17 protein-coding genes and 1 riboswitch are annotated in these 15,424 nt (G+C 63.5%); of the genes, 6 read left to right on the top strand and 11 right to left on the bottom strand.

Features of this window, described 5'->3' with window-relative positions; genetic code table 11:
• Positions 1-35 precede the first annotated feature (35 nt).
• Positions 36-1,058 (top strand): LLM class flavin-dependent oxidoreductase, encoded by a 1,023-nt coding sequence (locus CO660_RS06770; protein ID WP_097598084.1) that lies wholly within the window; start codon positions 36-38, stop codon positions 1,056-1,058.
• 183 nt (positions 1,059-1,241) lie between these two features.
• Positions 1,242-2,147 carry a LysR family transcriptional regulator gene (locus tag CO660_RS06765; protein WP_097598083.1) on the top strand — a complete coding sequence of 302 codons (906 nt, stop codon included), beginning with the start codon at positions 1,242-1,244 and terminating at the stop codon, positions 2,145-2,147.
• Here CO660_RS06765 and CO660_RS06760 read toward each other — a convergent pair.
• Both CO660_RS06760 and CO660_RS06755 read right to left on the bottom strand, forming a co-directional pair.
• Positions 2,107-3,399: an MFS transporter gene (locus CO660_RS06760; RefSeq protein ID WP_097598082.1), complete on the bottom strand. Its 1,293-nt coding sequence runs from the start codon at positions 3,397-3,399 to the stop codon at positions 2,107-2,109. The two genes, CO660_RS06765 and CO660_RS06760, sit on opposite strands and share 41 nt — an antisense overlap.
• On the bottom strand, positions 3,396-4,046 hold the full coding sequence (locus CO660_RS06755; RefSeq protein WP_097598081.1) for a helix-turn-helix domain-containing protein: 651 nt from the start codon (positions 4,044-4,046) through the stop codon (positions 3,396-3,398). Before CO660_RS06755 ends, CO660_RS06760 begins: the two co-directional genes overlap by 4 nt.
• 154 nt (positions 4,047-4,200) lie before the next feature.
• Between CO660_RS06755 and CO660_RS06750 the strand changes: the two genes are divergently transcribed.
• Complete coding sequence (locus CO660_RS06750) at positions 4,201-4,884, top strand: class I SAM-dependent methyltransferase (RefSeq protein WP_097598080.1); 684 nt, start codon at positions 4,201-4,203, stop codon at positions 4,882-4,884.
• Here CO660_RS06750 and CO660_RS06745 read toward each other — a convergent pair.
• From CO660_RS06745 to CO660_RS06725, 5 genes are all read right to left on the bottom strand, one after another.
• Positions 4,874-5,677: an ABC transporter ATP-binding protein gene (locus tag CO660_RS06745; RefSeq protein ID WP_097598079.1), complete on the bottom strand. Its 804-nt coding sequence runs from the start codon at positions 5,675-5,677 to the stop codon at positions 4,874-4,876. The genes CO660_RS06750 and CO660_RS06745 overlap by 11 nt on opposite strands.
• Positions 5,678-5,684: 7 nt before the next feature.
• On the bottom strand, positions 5,685-6,722 hold the full coding sequence (locus CO660_RS06740; RefSeq protein ID WP_097598078.1) for an iron ABC transporter permease: 1,038 nt from the start codon (positions 6,720-6,722) through the stop codon (positions 5,685-5,687).
• Positions 6,719-7,723, bottom strand: a complete 1,005-nt coding sequence (locus CO660_RS06735; protein WP_097598077.1) for an iron ABC transporter permease — start codon at positions 7,721-7,723, stop codon at positions 6,719-6,721. The genes CO660_RS06740 and CO660_RS06735 overlap by 4 nt, the downstream gene beginning before the upstream one ends.
• 20 nt (positions 7,724-7,743) lie before the next feature.
• The gene (locus CO660_RS06730; RefSeq protein WP_097598076.1) at positions 7,744-8,712 is read right to left on the bottom strand and encodes an ABC transporter substrate-binding protein; all 969 of its coding nucleotides are present in this window, start codon (positions 8,710-8,712) and stop codon (positions 7,744-7,746) included.
• 130 nt (positions 8,713-8,842) lie between these two features.
• On the bottom strand, positions 8,843-9,940 hold the full coding sequence (locus CO660_RS06725; RefSeq protein ID WP_097598075.1) for an adenylate/guanylate cyclase domain-containing protein: 1,098 nt from the start codon (positions 9,938-9,940) through the stop codon (positions 8,843-8,845).
• A gap of 433 nt (positions 9,941-10,373) precedes the next feature.
• Here CO660_RS06725 and CO660_RS06720 point away from each other — a divergent pair, with 433 nt between their 5' ends.
• On the top strand, positions 10,374-10,598 hold the full coding sequence (locus tag CO660_RS06720; protein ID WP_064803538.1) for a hypothetical protein: 225 nt from the start codon (positions 10,374-10,376) through the stop codon (positions 10,596-10,598).
• 77 nt (positions 10,599-10,675) lie between these two features.
• Here CO660_RS06720 and CO660_RS06715 read toward each other — a convergent pair whose 3' ends face one another.
• Both CO660_RS06715 and CO660_RS06710 read right to left on the bottom strand, forming a co-directional pair.
• Positions 10,676-10,984 (bottom strand): hypothetical protein, encoded by a 309-nt coding sequence (locus tag CO660_RS06715; protein ID WP_097598132.1) that lies wholly within the window; start codon positions 10,982-10,984, stop codon positions 10,676-10,678.
• Positions 10,985-11,158: 174 nt separating this feature from the next.
• A complete protein-coding gene (locus CO660_RS06710; protein ID WP_097598074.1) occupies positions 11,159-11,605 on the bottom strand; it encodes an SRPBCC family protein in 447 nt (148 codons plus the stop codon).
• 184 nt (positions 11,606-11,789) lie between these two features.
• Positions 11,790-11,932: riboswitch (FMN riboswitch) on the top strand.
• Between the two features lie 79 nt (positions 11,933-12,011).
• Here CO660_RS06710 and CO660_RS06705 point away from each other — a divergent pair.
• Both CO660_RS06705 and CO660_RS06700 read left to right on the top strand, forming a co-directional pair.
• A complete protein-coding gene (locus tag CO660_RS06705) occupies positions 12,012-12,446 on the top strand; it encodes a 6,7-dimethyl-8-ribityllumazine synthase (RefSeq protein WP_064694549.1) in 435 nt (144 codons plus the stop codon).
• 146 nt (positions 12,447-12,592) lie between these two features.
• The gene (locus CO660_RS06700; RefSeq protein WP_085778637.1) at positions 12,593-13,282 is read left to right on the top strand and encodes a VOC family protein; all 690 of its coding nucleotides are present in this window, start codon (positions 12,593-12,595) and stop codon (positions 13,280-13,282) included.
• 141 nt (positions 13,283-13,423) lie between these two features.
• Here CO660_RS06700 and CO660_RS06695 read toward each other — a convergent pair whose 3' ends face one another.
• Both CO660_RS06695 and CO660_RS06690 read right to left on the bottom strand, forming a co-directional pair.
• Positions 13,424-14,200 carry a DUF1194 domain-containing protein gene (locus CO660_RS06695; protein ID WP_097598131.1) on the bottom strand — a complete coding sequence of 259 codons (777 nt, stop codon included), beginning with the start codon at positions 14,198-14,200 and terminating at the stop codon, positions 13,424-13,426.
• A gap of 174 nt (positions 14,201-14,374) precedes the next feature.
• Positions 14,375-15,277 carry a LysR family transcriptional regulator gene (locus CO660_RS06690; RefSeq protein ID WP_097598073.1) on the bottom strand — a complete coding sequence of 301 codons (903 nt, stop codon included), beginning with the start codon at positions 15,275-15,277 and terminating at the stop codon, positions 14,375-14,377.
• Positions 15,278-15,424 lie beyond the last annotated feature (147 nt).

Here is a 15,424-nt window from a genome sequence, read left to right as displayed (position 1 = left end):
ATCCACCAAGAGATGCAACGGATAAAAGGCGCGCCATGAAGAAGATCGGTTTTCTCTCGTTCGGGCACTGGACGCCCTCGCCCCAATCGCAGACGCGCTCGGCAGGTGATGCGCTGCTGCAGTCGATCGACCTTGCCGTTGCGGCCGAGGAGCTCGGCGCCGATGGGGCTTATTTCCGCGTGCACCATTTCGCCCGGCAGCTCGCCGCGCCCTTTCCGCTGCTTGCCGCCGCCGGCGCCAAGACCAGCCGGATCGAGATCGGCACGGCGGTTATCGACATGCGCTATGAGAACCCGCTTTACATGGCCGAGGATGCCGGTGCTGCCGATCTTATCGCCGGCGGGCGGCTGCAACTCGGCATCAGCCGCGGCTCGCCCGAACAGGTGATCGACGGCTGGCGCCATTTTGGCTATGCGCCGCCGGAAGGTCAGAGCGAGGCCGACATGGCCAGGCATCATGCCGAAGTCTTCCTCGAAGTGCTGCGCGGCGAAGGCTTCGCCAAACCGAGCCCGCGGCCGATGTTTCCAAACCCGCCGGGCCTGCTGCGCCTCGAGCCGCATTCGGAAGGCTTGCGCGAGCGTATCTGGTGGGGCGCAAGCTCCAACGCCACCGCCGTCTGGGCGGCCAAGCTGGGCATGAACCTGCAGAGCTCGACGCTGAAGGACGACGAGACCGGTGAGCCTTTCCACGTCCAGCAGGCCAGCCAGATCCGCGCCTATCGTCAAGCCTGGAAGGAAGCCGGCCACACGCGCCAGCCGCGCGTTTCGGTCAGCCGCAGCATTTTCGCGCTGGTCGACGACCGAGACCGCGCCTATTTCGGCTACGGCAACGACGAAAGCGACAAGATCGGCTTCATCGACGAGAAGACGCGGGCGATCTTCGGTCGCAGCTACGCTGCCGAACCTGACGTGCTCGTCAAGCAGCTTGCGGAAGACGAGGCGATTGCTGAGGCCGACACACTGCTGCTCACCGTGCCCAACCAGCTCGGCGTCGACTACAACGCCCACGTCATCGAGGCGATCCTCGCTCACGTCGCTCCGGCCCTCGGCTGGCGCTGACGGCGAGGGTTGGCGCGAGCCTTCGAATGCGCTGTGGTAATGCGAAACGGCAGCTGTCGTTGGGCCGGCATCATTTCGATGCGCCCGGGACCTAACTGGCGCGGTCGGCGTTGATGATGCGAGCCTTGAATCGGTCACGTCGCGACCGACTTAAGGCTGCAGTCGAATCGCTCGAGTTGCCTCATGCCGCGCACGAACCTGAACGACATCCTGATCTTCATGGCCGTCGTCGATGCCGGAAGCTTTATCGCCGGGGGGCAGGCCATGGGCCTCTCCCGTTCGGCGGCGGGAAAGGCCGTCACCCGCCTCGAGGAGCGGCTCGGCGCGCGCCTGCTCAACCGTACGACGAGGACACTCAGCCTGACTGATGAAGGACGAGTGTTCTATGACCAGGGGCTGCAGATCCTGGCATCGGTCGACGAGGCGGAGGCGAGCATTGCGGGGCGAAGTGGTTTGCCGCGAGGCGTTCTCAGACTTGCCGTTCCCGATGTCTTCGGGCCGCTGGTCATGCTCCCTTTACTCGAAAAATATCTTCGCACGTGGCCCGACGTGCAGGTCGAAGTGAGCTTCACCGATCACGCGGCCGACATCGTCGAGGATGGCTTCGATCTGGCGATCGGAATTGGCGCGAAGTCGTCGGCCGCCGACAGCCGATTGATCACGCGCGTGATCGCGAGTGACAAGGTGCTGCTCTGCGCCTCGCCCTCCTATCTCACCGAACGCGGCGTCCCCAATGATATGGCGGATCTGGCCGCCCATGACTGCCTGTTCGTCACCAGCCGCGGCCAAAGGCAGGGCTGGCGCTTTCGCAGCGGTGGCGGCTGGATCAAGGCGCAGGGGCGCAGCCGCCTGAGGCTCGACAGCGGTGAAGCCCTCCACGACGCTGCCCTGGCCGGCTTCGGGATCGCTCTCCTGCCGAACTTCATCATTGCCGCCGATTTGACCGCCGGCCGTCTCCGGCAAGTCCTCCCTGATCTAGAAACCGACGACACCAAAATCTTGGCGCATTATTCCGACAAAGGCGTGTTGGAGCCGCGCGTCCGCTGCTTCATCGATCTGTTGATCGAGGAATTCGGAGGTCAAGGCTAGGCCCGCGCGGCGCTGATGCCACCGCCTTGTCAAAACCGCGAAAGCTCTTGAGCGCCAGCGGAGAGAGGGTGGCGGCGAGGTAAGCGAGGCCGCAGAGAAGCAGCGCCGCGCCAAGCCCGATTGTGCTGATCAGCGCGCCACCGACGAGGCCGCCGAAGGGAATGAGGGCAAAGCACAGGGCGGTGTTCATCGCGGTGACGCGCCCGGACAGCGGTTTGGGGATCCGCTCGAAGATCACCGCCGACAGGATCGGGTTGAGGAAACCGGAGGCAAAGCCTGCGATTGCGAGTGTTGCAAACACGGAGCCGAGCGGCGCATCCACCGCGAGCACCAGGAAGCGCGGAAATCCGGTCAGGAGGAAGGCCACGGTATAGACGATCAGACGCGGCATGCGCTCGCCGATAACAGCGGCAATCACCGCGCCCGCGATGGAAGCGCCGGAGAAGGCGGCGAACATCGCTCCGAGCAGCTCCGGCCCATGCCCGGCATTCTTCGTCCAGACGGGCAGCAGCACGGCGTGATAGGCCTGATCGAGCAGATTGGTGATCGCCACCATGGTGACAATGCTGACGAGCACGGCGTCGCTGCGCAGAAAACGCCAGCCTGCCCGAAGATCGTCGAGATAGGACGACGTTCTGCCAGGCCGCGAGTCGGGCGCGGCGGGGATCTTGGGAACGCGGCGGGTGCCGGGTATGCCTGATGCAACGACCAAGGCAGCCGCAGCGAAGGTGGCGGCGTTGACGAGGAGCGCCTGACCCGGGCCGATCAGTCCGATCAGCGCGCCCGCGCCGGCCGCACCCACCGTCGAGGCCAGCCGCTCGATGGCGCTGGAGACGCCGGTCACCCGTTCGAGCGGCACTTCGGCGAGGGTCGCGATATCGGGAACCATGGCCTGCTTGGCGGCATCGGAAGGCCCGCGCAGCACACCCATGGCAAAGACGAGGGGCAGCAGCACCGGCACGGTCAGCACAGCGAAGAGATCGAGAAGCGGCACCAGCCCTACCGTGATCACGGAGGCCGTGTCGCAGATGATCGCGATGCGCTTGGCGCCGATGCGGTCGATCAGCGGCCCGCCGAGCGCCTTGGCGAGCACATAAGGCAGCATCTCCATCATCGCCGTCAGCCCGGTCAGCACCGGGCTGCCTGTGGCGCTCAGCACGAGCCAGGGGATGGCGATGGTCGATAGCCGGGTGCCAGAAAGTGAAAGTGTCTCTGCGGCGGCAAGCGCCAGGAATGGCCTGCCTTCTCTCACCGCTCGTCCTCCCACTCGCGGTGCGGCAGCCGGCCCGGATAGGGGAAGGCGTGCAGCATGACATAGAAAGGAACCATGCCAGGATTCCGGGACGCCGCCTCCCCCAGCGGCGGGGCGGCCCGCATCGCTTCAAGGATGATGCCTGTCAGCCGCTTCGTCAGGGCCTCGGCTTGTTCCGCCGTCATCGGGATGATGATGTCGTCGGCCGTTGTCGCCCTGCGCCATTCCGCCGGCAGCTCGGCATATTCCTCCAGCGCCTGCTGCATCTGGCCGACCTGCAGCGAGAGAGCCGCCTGGTTGAAGGCCATGTCGAGATCGAGCGCCTCGCCTTCGGATTCGCTCGGGGGAACCGAGGTCAGTTCGTGGCGGGCACGCCACCAGCGGTCGCGCCGCGAGACATGCGGCGCTTCCTCGATGAAACCGTATTGGGCGAGCTGGCGCAGGTGATAGCTGGTCGCGCCGCTGTTCAGGCCTAGCCGAACGGCGAGCTGCGTCGCCGTGGCGGGACCGTCGATCCTCAGCATGCCGAGCATGCGCAGCCGAACCGGATGCGCCAGCGCCTTCAGCGCGGTCGGTTCGGGCACGACACGGCTGACGGTGCGCGAGGCAACAGCATCGGCGGCGGGTTCGGACTTCTGCTCTTTCATGACCCATCATATAATTGCAAACATATCTTTGCAAATAATCCGTTGCAAAACTATCCACCTCCGAAAGGCGCTTGAAAACCGGCTTCGGCCCTAGTCAAGCATCATCACGCGCCCTAAGAGCATCGCCACGATCCGCATGAACAAGGGGCAAGGGATGGCTGAGGAAGCGCAGAAAAACATCGGCACGTGGTATATCGACCCCGATGCCGAAGACAGGATGGCCGATGGGCATGCTCCGATCTGGCGCCACCTGATCGATCTCATGCTCGAGCGGGACCTTTCCGAAAAGAGCGTGCTCGATTTCGGCTGCAACCAGGGCGGCCTGCTGCGGCATCTCTATGCGATCCGCCCATTCCGCAAGGCGCTGGGTATCGACATCGCCGAAACTTCTATTGCCAAGGCCGAGACGCTGAAAGGCAATCTGCCGATCCAGCATCAGGTCGGCGGCAGGCTGGAGTGCTGGAGCGACGAATTCGATCTCGCCCTCAGCCACGAGGTCATTTACCTCGTCCCCGACATCGACGCGCACGCTGCCGATATTCGCCAGGCACTGAAACCGGGCGGCGTCTATTATGCGGTGACCGGCTGCCACACGGACAATCCGCTCTGGCCGAAATGGCGCGAGCTCGTCGCCAACCGCACCAATACCGTTGTTCAGGATCGGTCGATCACCGATTACGGCCGCGCCTTCGAAAAGGCAGGCTTCGACGTCTCCGCCCGCAAACTCGAATATGACGGATTCATTCCCTTCGTCGCGGATGGCTGGACGCCGGACTTTGCCGATGCGCTGAATTACTACACGCAAACAAAAATCGTCTTCAGGCTGGTCAAGCGCTAAACACTGCTGGCTGAAGTTTCATCAGCTCCACATCGAAATGCGGCGGACTATTCGGAGCGAGCTGGACGAAACGGCCCCTGACGCGGAAGATTTCCTGGACGAGGCCGCACTCCGCAAGCTCGCGCGGCGCGCCGTCGAACCTGAGCTGCCCCTTTTCGAGCAGCGAGATGCGGTCGCTGACGGCGATCGCCTGGTTTATGTCGTGGATCGCCATGACGACGGTGACGCCCTTTTCGCGGCTCAGCCGATGTACGAGATCGAGCACTTCGACCTGATAGCCGATATCGAGGAAGGAGGTCGGCTCGTCGAGCAGCAGGATTTCCGCCTCCTGGGCGAGAGCGGCCGAAATCCACGCCCTCTGTCGCTCCCCTCCGGACAATTCGCGCAGGCTGCGATCAGCCAGATCAGACAGGCCGGTGCTTTCGAGCGCCCATTCGATCGCCTCTTCGTCGCGGCTGTCGTAAGAGCGGAACAGACCGACATGGGGATAGCGGCCCTGGCGCACGAGCTGGGCGACGGTCATCTCGTCGGGCGCGGTCGGCTGCTGCGGCAGGAAAGCAAGCTTCTTCGCCAGCATCCGGCGCGACATGGAAGCGACGGCAACGCCGTCGAGCGACGCCCTGCCCTCCGCCGGCCGGATGAGGCCGGCCAGCGCATGCAACGCCGTGCTCTTGCCAGAGCCGTTCGGCCCGATCAGCGCCCGGATCTCCCCCTTTTCGAGCGAAAGGCTGAAGCTGTCGAGAGCTTTGCGCTTGTTGTACATCACCGAGAGGTCGGAACAGGACAATGGCATTTCGGCCTCACATGGTTTTGCGCAGCAGCGCCAGCAGAAGCGGCACGCCGAAAACGGCCGTGACCACGCCGATCGGGATTTCCTCGGCATGGCCGAGTAGCCGGCCAATGAGATCACCGAGCGCGACGACGACGGCGCCGAGCACGATCGTCAGCGCCAGCGACAGCCTAAAATTCCGCCCGGCCAGGAAGCGAGCGAGATGGGGCACGATGAGGCCGACGAAGACGATCGGCCCGACCGCGCCGACGGCACTTGCCGCAAGCGCGCAGGAGACGACCAGCACGATCGAGAACTGCCTGCGATAACCGAGCCCGAAGGACCGGGCGACGGGCGCATCGAACTGCAGCAGCATCAACGGCCGGTAGATCACCGGCAGCATGGCGAGGCCGGCGATGGTGAAGGGCAGCAGGAAGAGCGCATGATCCCAACTGCGGGCGTAAAGGCTGCCGGACAGCCATTCGAGAATGATCTCGATGCGGGCCGATCCCCATCCGGCGATGAGGCCGATCGCCACCGCATGCAGCACCGCGCCGACCGCCACGCCGCAGAGCGTGATGCGTAGCGCGCTGAGGCCGAGGCGGAAGGCGAGCAGATAGATGACGCCGCCGGCGAGTAGGCCGCCGGCAAGCCCTGCCGCCGGCAGCCATGCGACCGGCAGTTCGGCCAGCGTGTTCGAGCCGGGCTCGAAAATATAGACGGTAAACAGCAGAAAGATCGTTACCGACAGTGTCGCTCCCTGCGACACGCCCATCAGCGAGGGATCGGCAAGCGGATTGCGGGTGATGGTCTGCAAGAGATATCCCGCCAGCGAAAAATGAATGCCGGCTAGGATGCCGGTGGCGATGCGCGGCAGCCGGATATCCAGAATGATCAGCCGCGCCTCCGCCGAGCCGCCGCCGCTCAGAACGGCCGCGACGTCTCCCATGGGAATGTCGGCGACGCCGAGAAAGATCGCCGCCGCAATTGAGAGGACCGTTAATACGGCGAGCGCAGCTGTCATGCCGAAGCTTGCCTGACCGGCCAATATCGATGCCGGCGCGCTCATGGCGTCTCACCGGCAAGGCTCAGCCGCCCGCGCTGGACGAGATAGATGAAGATCGGGCCGCCAAGCATTGCGGTGACGATGCCGACGGGCAGTTCACGCGGGATGGCGATGCTGCGCGCGAAAACATCGGCGACCGTCACGATCAGCGCGCCGAGCGAAGCGCTCAACCCGATCTCCCAACCCGTGCCGCGGGGTTTCAGCAGCCGGGCGATGTGGGGAGCGGCAAGACCGACGAAGGCGACCGGCCCGGCGACGGGCGCAACGCCCGCGACCGGAATGACGGCAAGGATGAGAACGAGCGGCTTCCACAGGCCGAGCTGCAGGCCCATGCCGGCCGCCGCATGATCGCTCAGCATGAACATGCCGATGACCCGCCGCAGAAGGAGCGTCCCGGCAACCCCGGCGAACGTCCAGGGCAGCATATAGAGGACATGTGACCAGCTGCGCCCCTGGAAGCCGCCGGCGAGCCAGAAGAGCAGCGATGCCGATTGCGGCCCTGTCAAGAGCAGCACATAGGTGGTGATCGCGCTTAAGAACAGCGAGACGCTGACGCCGCCGAGCGCAAGCTGCAGCGGCCGCCCCTGCCCGCCGCGCGAAACCCAGAATGTCACCGAGGCAGCCAAGACCCCGCCGGCAAGGCCGATGAAGGGATAATAGGCAGGTGAAAGCCAGGGCAGAAAAACGAAGCAGCAGACGATCGGCGCGACCGCCCCGGATGTCACGCCGGTAATGCCGGGATCGGCCAGCGGATTGCGCGTCAGCGTCTGCAGCAAGTAGCCGGAAACGGCAAGGCCCGCCCCGCCGGCGGCCGCCGCCAGGCTGCGCGGCAGCCGCAGCGTCCAGACGAGGACAGATTCGAGCTTGCCGTCGGGCGCCAGAAGCACGCGCAGCGCTGTCTCGACCGAAAGCGTCTTGGCGCCAACCAGCAAGCCGAGCATCGTCGCCAGCATCGCGGCGGCGACAATGAGCCCTATGGCCAGGAATGATTGCCGGGGGCTCATCGCAGGCCTTTTCCTTGAACTTAGTTCTGCAGTTCGGCCGGGATCAGCTTGGCAGCCTCGGCCTTGACATCGACAGCCGGGAACGTGTCGGGGTAGAGGTAGTGCGCAGCCTCGCGCAGCACGATTTCGCGGGCGATCGGGCCGTTGGTCTCGACCCACTGGTCGCCGACGTAGAAGACGCGGTTGTTCTTGACTGCCGACAGCTGCGACCAGATCGGGTTGCTCTCATGCGGGCGATCCGGGCCCGAATCATAGACGAAGATGACCTCCGGATCCTTCTCGAGCATGGTTTCGAGGCTGAGGTCGATGCCGAACTCGCCGCCCGGATTTTTCGGCCCCGGAACATTGTCGCCGCCGATCGCGGCGACGATCGAGGCCGAGGTATTTTCCGTGTGGAAGGCGAAGGGTGTCGCGCCGCCCCACATGATCAGGAAGCGCGGGTGAACGCCCTTCGGCGCCTTGGCGGCAAATTCCGCAAGATGCTTGCGGAATTCGGCGTTCAGCTGCTCGCCGCGTTCGGGCTGGCCGAGCAGCTTAGAAAGGGCGGCGGTCTCGCTGTAGCTCTCTTCGAGCAGTTCCATATTATAGGCGACGTAGGGCGCGATGTTTTGAAGCTGCGCCGCATTGCCGACCGTATAGCGGCGGATCGCGACGATCAGATCCGGCTTGGCTTCGGAGAGAAGTTCCAGATTGGGCTTAGCGCGCTGGCCGATCTGCTTCATTCCGGAAGTCAGGCCCAGCAGGAATTCGGGCTCGCGGCCTTTCGTCATATAGGTGCTGGCGACCGGCTTGATGCCGAGTGCCAGCGCGACGTCATCTGCGAAATAGGAAATCGAGGCAAGGCGCTTCGGCTGTGCCGGAACTTCGACGGTGACGCCACGATCGTCGACGACCGAGACTTTCTTGCCGTCGTCGGCCGGCGCGGCCCCTGCCACGAGCATTGCGGACAGTCCGAGGGCCGAGAAAAATTTATGTGCGTATCGAGTCATATCTGAAAACTCCCCTCTGACCGGCAGAGGCTTTAGCCAAAAAAGCGGAGTTTAACAATCATGATTCTTTTGCGCTGTTTCTGGGAAGGGACGGCACTGCCTGCACAAGCGGTCAGTTCCCATCTCAGGCTCAATCCTCAGCCAAAGTGAAGACGGCGCACGGCTCGGCGATGCCGCGCAGGGCGTGCTCGCCGAGCGGCGTCAGCGCAGCCTGGGTATTCGCCGCCACGGCGCCTGAGATCAGCACGCTGTGGCCGAGCGGCTTGCAGAGCCCTTCCAGCCGGCTGACCAGATTGACCGCCGGGCCGATGGCGGTGAAGTCAAGCCTGTCGGCGGCGCCGATATTGCCCCAGAGGATTTCGCCGAAATGCAGGGCGGCCCCGAAGGGCAGCGGCGCCAGCCCCTCAGCCTCACGCATCCGATCGAGATGAACCATGCCGGCGCGGCAGGCGGCTACAGCCCGAAGCGCCGCCTCACAGGCCTCTCGATCAGCTCCGGCCCCGTTGCCGGAAGCAGCAGTGACGGGAAAGATCGCCAGCACGCCGTCGCCGATGAATTTCAGCACCTCGCCGCCGAAGGCATGCACGGCGCCGGCGACGCGGTCGAAATAAGCGTCGAGCGCGGATATCATCGCCTGCGGCTCCGTCACTTGGGAAAGCGCGGTGAAATCCCGCAAATCGGCGCAGAGAAGAGCGGCGCGAATGGTTTCGCCGGTGCCCCGGGCAAGCGCACCCGCCTGAACGCGAGCCGCACTGCGCCGGCCGAGGTAGGCTTCCAGCAGCGCCGCCTGCGCTTCCCGCGCAGCAAGGACTGCGAGTGGCGCCGCAGCAAAACGCGCGACGTCCTGCAGCCGCGCGGCTTCATCAGGAGAAAATTCGTCCGCCCCTGCCCCCTTGCCGATGCCCGCCCAGCCGAGCACGGCGCCGTCCCGCGAAGCTCCAATCCTCTCCTCCCAAACCGGCCCGAGCCCGGCTAGCCATTCGCGCCCGGCATCGCTTTGCGGTGCGGCGGCAAACCCCAGCGCCTCGATGACGGCTCCGGTTTCCGCCCGCCACAGCCAGCTACGCCGCGCTATGATCGGATGCGGCACCGAAAGTGTCAGCGCGCCGCCGGAAAGCTCCAGGCCGTCGGCCAGCAGCCGGCGCCCGAGCTCGGCCAGAAACCGTTCGGGGCCGGGCGAAGCCGCAGCCTCGTCAATCAGCCAGGCAATGGAGGAAGGCAGATCCATGGGTTAACATTGGCATTGCAACAGGACGGGGGCAACCCCGCGACATCAGCCCCACGGAGACTCCTGCGGCCTCTCAGGAGGTCTCCGGTATTCGCCTGTTGCCAACCAAAAATGCGCAACGACATCGTAGGACTTGTGCAGAGGATCTGCGGCGATCCAGTTAAGAAAATGTAAATAAAGGTTTTCTGTTAATGATTGCCCTGGCCAAATGCAGAGCATGACTGACTTCATCGGCCCACTCAGGACACCTGTGGTGGATTTCCTATCGGCACTTGCCCCCGCCGAGTCCCTCCGCAACCCTGTCAACCCTACCTCCCAACAACTCTGTGGAAAACCATTCATCATGGTGGAAAACAACCCGATAAACACTTTTAAATTGCGCGACATTCGTTCGTTTATGTGCGAACTTGTCACTAGCGATTGAGGGGTTGCTATGGGCACGACATACTGGCCGAAAGACCCGCTGGACGGGAATGACATGACCCTGCTGACGTCGATCCTTCGGCGCTGGTGCGCGCGTTATGGGATCGAGTTTACAGCCGAAGAAAGCAAACGGAAGGCGAAGGAACTCGTCGAATGGTTCGAGTTCGGTGTCAAGGATCCGGCCGAGCTCGAAGAGCTGATCGACGGAAAGCACTGGCTCGTCAGCCGCATCTGAGCGCAGCGTTATTTCAGCTGATAAAGGCCGGGCGAAACATCGCACCGGCCCTCGTTCGTCTCCCTCTGTCAAAAGTTTTAGTAGTCATCGCGCCAGCGGCGTTCGCGGTCCCAGCGCCCCTCATAGCGCCAGCGCGGGCCATCCCAATCGCGATGACGCCGCTCCCAGCCCCAGCGGGGCGGACCGCCATAGAAAGCTACAGGCGGCGGGCGGCGCCAGTTGCGCCGGCATTCGCCCCAGCGGGTCAGATGCCAGCCGCGACCACAGGCGTAGTCGACCTTTGTGACAGTGCTCTCAACCTTGATTGCCCCGATCGGCATCGCCTGAGCTGTGCCAATCGAGAGGCTGCCAGCGAGCAAGGCAGCCGCGATAGAAAGTGCCTTCATCGAAAACTCCATTTCATCCAGCCGCAATCACCTTAGGACCGCCAAATTGAACTGGAGATGAACTGCGCGTTCATGTTTGCGGACGATAAAGCAGCACTTTTTTTGACCGCAGCGGACCGTTCTTCCCGTAGGGTCAAGCGCTTGGGGAGCATCCCGTCGCCTGCCGAAAACCGTTCATGTCCTTCCGTAAAAAGGATCTGGACCCGGGTCCCGCCCGGCCGCGACTTCCGTGAGCCGGCCGAGATAATGCGCCCAGCCCTCCTCATGACCGGCGCATTGCTCCGCACTCGGCAGACCGCTATGGGTGAGCCGCAAAAGCGTTCCGCCTCCTTGCTCGATCAGATCGATCTCGACCAGGCTCGATCCCGGCGGCACCACCTCGCTGCCATCCCAGCCGAAGCTGTAGGCAAGCCGATGCACCGGCACCACCTCGCGGAAGGAGCCGCGCGCAAAACGGGCGCCGGTGACGTTGACGAGATAGAGCCCACCCGGCTCCGGCTCGACCTCGGCCTCCGTCCCCATCCAGCGCAGGATCTTCTCCGGATCGGTCATCAGTGCAAACACCGCCGCCGGCGGCGCCGCAAGATGCGCCTCGCGGCGCACGACGAAAGATTCTGGCATCGCTCTCTCCCATGGTTGCTGCTCTACCCCTCAATGAGGCCGAGCAGCATGCTTTTTCGACATGGATGTCCTCAGCGGAAGCATGTAGGTGGATGCGCACGCTGCGCAAGGGCGATGGGGCACGTGCCCTTCGGACGAAAACGTCTTCCCTATTGCCAGCCCGCCGCCTTGGCCCTATTGTCCGCGCCGTTCTCAGGGCGGGGTGAAAGTCCCTACCGGCGGTATGCAGTTTCGATTGCGAGCCCGCGAGCGCCTTCCTCGGAAGGGTCAGCAGATCAGGTGAGATGCCTGAGCCGACGGTCATAGTCCGGATGAAAGAGAACGTGCGCTGCTGCTGCCCTCCGGGCTGGCTGCGGATGCTCGTGATCGCCTTGGGTGATGTGTCTGTACGCCAAAGGAGATTACCATGACACCCACCCGTTATGCCTTCGTCAAAGCCGGCTGGCACGCCGATATCGTCGACCGTGCGCTCGAAGGTTTCCAACAGCTTGTTCCCGCCGAACAGATCGACGTATTCGACGTCCCCGGCGCCTTCGAAATGCCGCTGCTGTCGCGCGATCTTGCCGCGAGCGGGCGCTATGCCGCCGTCATTGCCGCCGCCTTCGTCGTCGATGGCGGGATCTACCGCCACGAATTCGTCGCCCAGGCCGTGGTCGATGGCCTGATGCGCGCCGGCATGGATACCGGCGTGCCGGTGCTGTCGGTCTCACTGACACCGCATCACTATCAGGAAACCGAGCATCACACGCAGATCTACCGCGCTCATTTCGTCGAGAAGGGCCGTGAGGCTGCGCGCGCCGCTCTGATGATCGGCAAAACGCGCGCTGCCCTTGCTGCTTAAAAGCTAGCGCAACAGACGGCGGGATGGCCCGCCGTCTTCTTCATGTCGACTGAAGAATTGATTCGACGCTCCACCCGCGCTGTGGTCCACTCGATCCTGACATGTATCGCCATTCTTAATGCGTCCAAACCTCAAGGGAGCTGAAGATGAGCAATGCAATGCGCAGTGAACCCCCAACCGAATCCATGAAAACACGACCGGTCGACACCAAGCTCGAAGTGGTCGTCATTCCCGTTTCCGACGTCGACCGCGCCAAACGTTTTTACGAGAGCCTTGGCTGGAGGCTAGACGCCGATTTCGCCAATGATGCCGATTTCCGCGTGATCCAGTTCACCCCACCGGGCTCCGGTTGCGCGATCATCTTCGGCAAGAATGTCACCGCCGCCGCTCCCGGCTCCGCCCAAGGCCTCTATCTCATCGTCTCCGACGTCGAGGCCGCAAGGCGCGATCTCATCGCCCGCGGCGTCGAGGTGAGCGAGGTCTTCCACGATGCTTCAGGCGTCTACGCCGGCAAGGACGAGCCCTATCTCTTCGGGCGCCTGCGCATCGCCGGCCGCGACCCCGACCACCGCAGCTATCGTTCCTTCGCCTCGTTCAAGGATCCCGATGGCAACGGCTGGCTGTTCCAGGAAGTCACCACACGCCTGCCGGGACGCATCGACGCCGATGAGACCGCCTTCTCGACATCGAGCGACCTCGCCGCCGCCCTCCGCCGCGCCGCCGAGGCCCACGGCGAACACGAGAAGCGCAATGGAGGCAAACACGACGAGAACTGGCCGGACTGGTACGCCGAATACATGGTCAGCGAACAGGCCGGCAGGCAGCTGCCGTTATAGGTGGCGGCACGGAGCAGCCGCCTTGCCCGTCGGCACCTCAAGGTGAGGCTCTTCGAGCGGCAGATGCTTTCTTCTTTGCTTTGTCGGTATGCCATGTGACAACCACACGGCATACCCTCTCCGGGCTCATCAGGTCGCGACTCACCGATCGAATATATCCCGCCACTGCTTCTCGCCGATCAGACAGTCCGCCGTCGGCGCGTCGGCGGCTATCCTCTCCACCGTCGGCGAGGGTGAAATGCCGCTGATCTCGAGCACCAGCTTGCGGCGCACGGCGATGGCGAAATCCTCAATCCTGTGGACCGGCAGCACGAAGCTGCCGGGGCCGCCGATCACGCAATCGGCGTAATATTTGTCGAGCCCTCCGGGAGCATCGGAAGGACGCAGCATGATCGCCAGCCCGTTGATGATCATGCCCGACGCCACCGCCTTGTCCCTGGTGGCCGTCACCGGGCTGCCGGAATTGTTCGGACCGTCGCCGGAGACGTCGATCACCTCACGCCTGCCGCGAAAGGGTCCGGTGGTGATCATGCTGGCGCCCTGATCGATGGCTGTTGAGATCGAGGTGCGCCGTTGCGTGGCTATCGGCCGGGCGTCAAGCTTATCGGCGAAGGCGATCGCATCCGCTTCCGTCTCAATCACCTGCCAGTCGATCATCGAATCCTGGACGACATAGCCCGCCCATTCGAAATAGCTGATGGCGATGCGGCCGGTGAGCCCGCCTTTGACCGCATCGATGAATTCCTTGTGCTTGAGCGCCTCGACATAACCGTCGCGCTGAATGCCGATCTCTTCGAAATCCATTGACCGCGAGGTGTCGACGGCAAGCACCAGCGTCACATCAACCTCGTTTGCGCCCGCCCCAACTGTCGGCACGACTCCGGTAAGACCCATGAGTACCGCAAGCGTGGTCAGCATCGGCAAATCCCCGCGCATCGAGCAGGGAAATGTAACACAACTTGGCCCGCGAAGGACGCCCGGCCTCGTGCGGGGTTTCAATTTTCGGTGATATCAGGAGCGCCTGCCTTGTCCCTTGAGGCCGCTGCGGGGAACTCACAGAGAGACTCTCCTGCCATGCAGCTTTCCAGGACCTCAACGCAAAGGCGCCCATAAAGGGTTCTTCCACGCCTTCAGCGCTTCCAGAAAAACCTGCAGGCGCAGCGGCAGGAAGCGGCGGGTGGGATAGACGGCGTGCACGAAGATTTCCGGCGAGGACCAGTCCGGCAGCAGGCGAATGAGCTCGCCTCGGTTGATCCCTTCGTCGCAATAGGTCGAAGGCAGCAGCCCGATACCGTGGCCGCGATAGGTAAAGGCGCTGACCGCCTCGAAGTCCCGACTGGAGACCGGCCCGGACACGCGCACGTGGGCCGACTTGCGGCCGCTGACGAGATGCCAATCCGCCTCGCCGTTGCGGCCGTTCAGGAGCACGCATCGATGATCCTTCAGGTCTTCGGGCTTTAATGGAAGGGCCCTGCCCTCGAGATAGTCGGGCGTCGCAACCAGATAGCGCACACTCCGGCCGAGCCGCTGCGCGACGATGGAAGAATCCTTGAGTTCGCCGAAACGAATGGCGAGATCGACATTCTCGGCGACCAGATCGAGGAAAAGGTTGGTGACGAAGAGATCGATCTGGATATCGGGATATGTCCTCAGGAAGGACGAGATGAATTCGTAGAAGACGTCCTGCCCGAAGATGACGGGCACGGAGATCTTCAGCAGGCCTTCCGGCTTCCTCTGCGTCTCCGTCAGCGCCTGCTCGGCGTCCATAAGATGGGCGAGCGGTTCGCTGCACCTGTCGTAATAGGCTCGACCCTGCGCGGTAAGGCTGAGCTTGCGGGTCGTGCGCTGCAGCAGCGTCACGCCGAGCTGCTCTTCAAGCGACGTCACCTTCCGGCTGACGGTTGAAACCGGCATGCCGAGGGAATAGGCCGCACGGCTGAAGCTGCCATACTGCGCCACCTTCACGAAAACGGCGATGTCGTTGAGATCGGCCATGCGCCCATTTTTGCATTGATGCAAAAGAGAATCCAGATATTTCCATCTAATCGGGGAATGGAGTTTTCGCCATATTCACTTTGCGAAAACAACCACAACCCAGATGGCGGCGCGATCGCGGCGGCCCCATCTCGAGCGACCCGGCCG

It is taken from the genome of Rhizobium sp. L9 (genome assembly GCF_002531885.1).
Classification (GTDB): domain Bacteria; phylum Pseudomonadota; class Alphaproteobacteria; order Rhizobiales; family Rhizobiaceae; genus Rhizobium.
This window is presented reverse-complemented; position numbering and strand designations above follow the sequence as displayed.

Bases quoted from the DNA above. Each gene is read 5' to 3' on its own strand.
- CO660_RS06745 (WP_097598079.1), bottom strand. From the start codon at position 5,677: ATGCCATTGTCCTGTTCCGACCTCTCGGTGATGTACAACAAGCGCAAA.
- CO660_RS06700 (WP_085778637.1), top strand. From the start codon at position 12,593: ATGAGCAATGCAATGCGCAGTGAACCCCCAACCGAATCCATGAAAACA.
- CO660_RS06705 (WP_064694549.1), top strand. From the start codon at position 12,012: ATGACACCCACCCGTTATGCCTTCGTCAAAGCCGGCTGGCACGCCGAT.
- CO660_RS06730 (WP_097598076.1), bottom strand. From the start codon at position 8,712: ATGACTCGATACGCACATAAATTTTTCTCGGCCCTCGGACTGTCCGCA.
- CO660_RS06715 (WP_097598132.1), bottom strand. From the start codon at position 10,984: ATGAAGGCACTTTCTATCGCGGCTGCCTTGCTCGCTGGCAGCCTCTCG.
- CO660_RS06725 (WP_097598075.1), bottom strand. From the start codon at position 9,940: ATGGATCTGCCTTCCTCCATTGCCTGGCTGATTGACGAGGCTGCGGCT.
- CO660_RS06695 (WP_097598131.1), bottom strand. From the start codon at position 14,200: ATGCTGACCACGCTTGCGGTACTCATGGGTCTTACCGGAGTCGTGCCG.
- CO660_RS06690 (WP_097598073.1), bottom strand. From the start codon at position 15,277: ATGGCCGATCTCAACGACATCGCCGTTTTCGTGAAGGTGGCGCAGTAT.
- CO660_RS06770 (WP_097598084.1), top strand. From the start codon at position 36: ATGAAGAAGATCGGTTTTCTCTCGTTCGGGCACTGGACGCCCTCGCCC.
- CO660_RS06765 (WP_097598083.1), top strand. From the start codon at position 1,242: ATGCCGCGCACGAACCTGAACGACATCCTGATCTTCATGGCCGTCGTC.
- CO660_RS06720 (WP_064803538.1), top strand. From the start codon at position 10,374: ATGGGCACGACATACTGGCCGAAAGACCCGCTGGACGGGAATGACATG.
- CO660_RS06755 (WP_097598081.1), bottom strand. From the start codon at position 4,046: ATGAAAGAGCAGAAGTCCGAACCCGCCGCCGATGCTGTTGCCTCGCGC.
- CO660_RS06740 (WP_097598078.1), bottom strand. From the start codon at position 6,722: ATGAGCGCGCCGGCATCGATATTGGCCGGTCAGGCAAGCTTCGGCATG.
- CO660_RS06710 (WP_097598074.1), bottom strand. From the start codon at position 11,605: ATGCCAGAATCTTTCGTCGTGCGCCGCGAGGCGCATCTTGCGGCGCCG.
- CO660_RS06750 (WP_097598080.1), top strand. From the start codon at position 4,201: ATGGCTGAGGAAGCGCAGAAAAACATCGGCACGTGGTATATCGACCCC.
- CO660_RS06735 (WP_097598077.1), bottom strand. From the start codon at position 7,723: ATGAGCCCCCGGCAATCATTCCTGGCCATAGGGCTCATTGTCGCCGCC.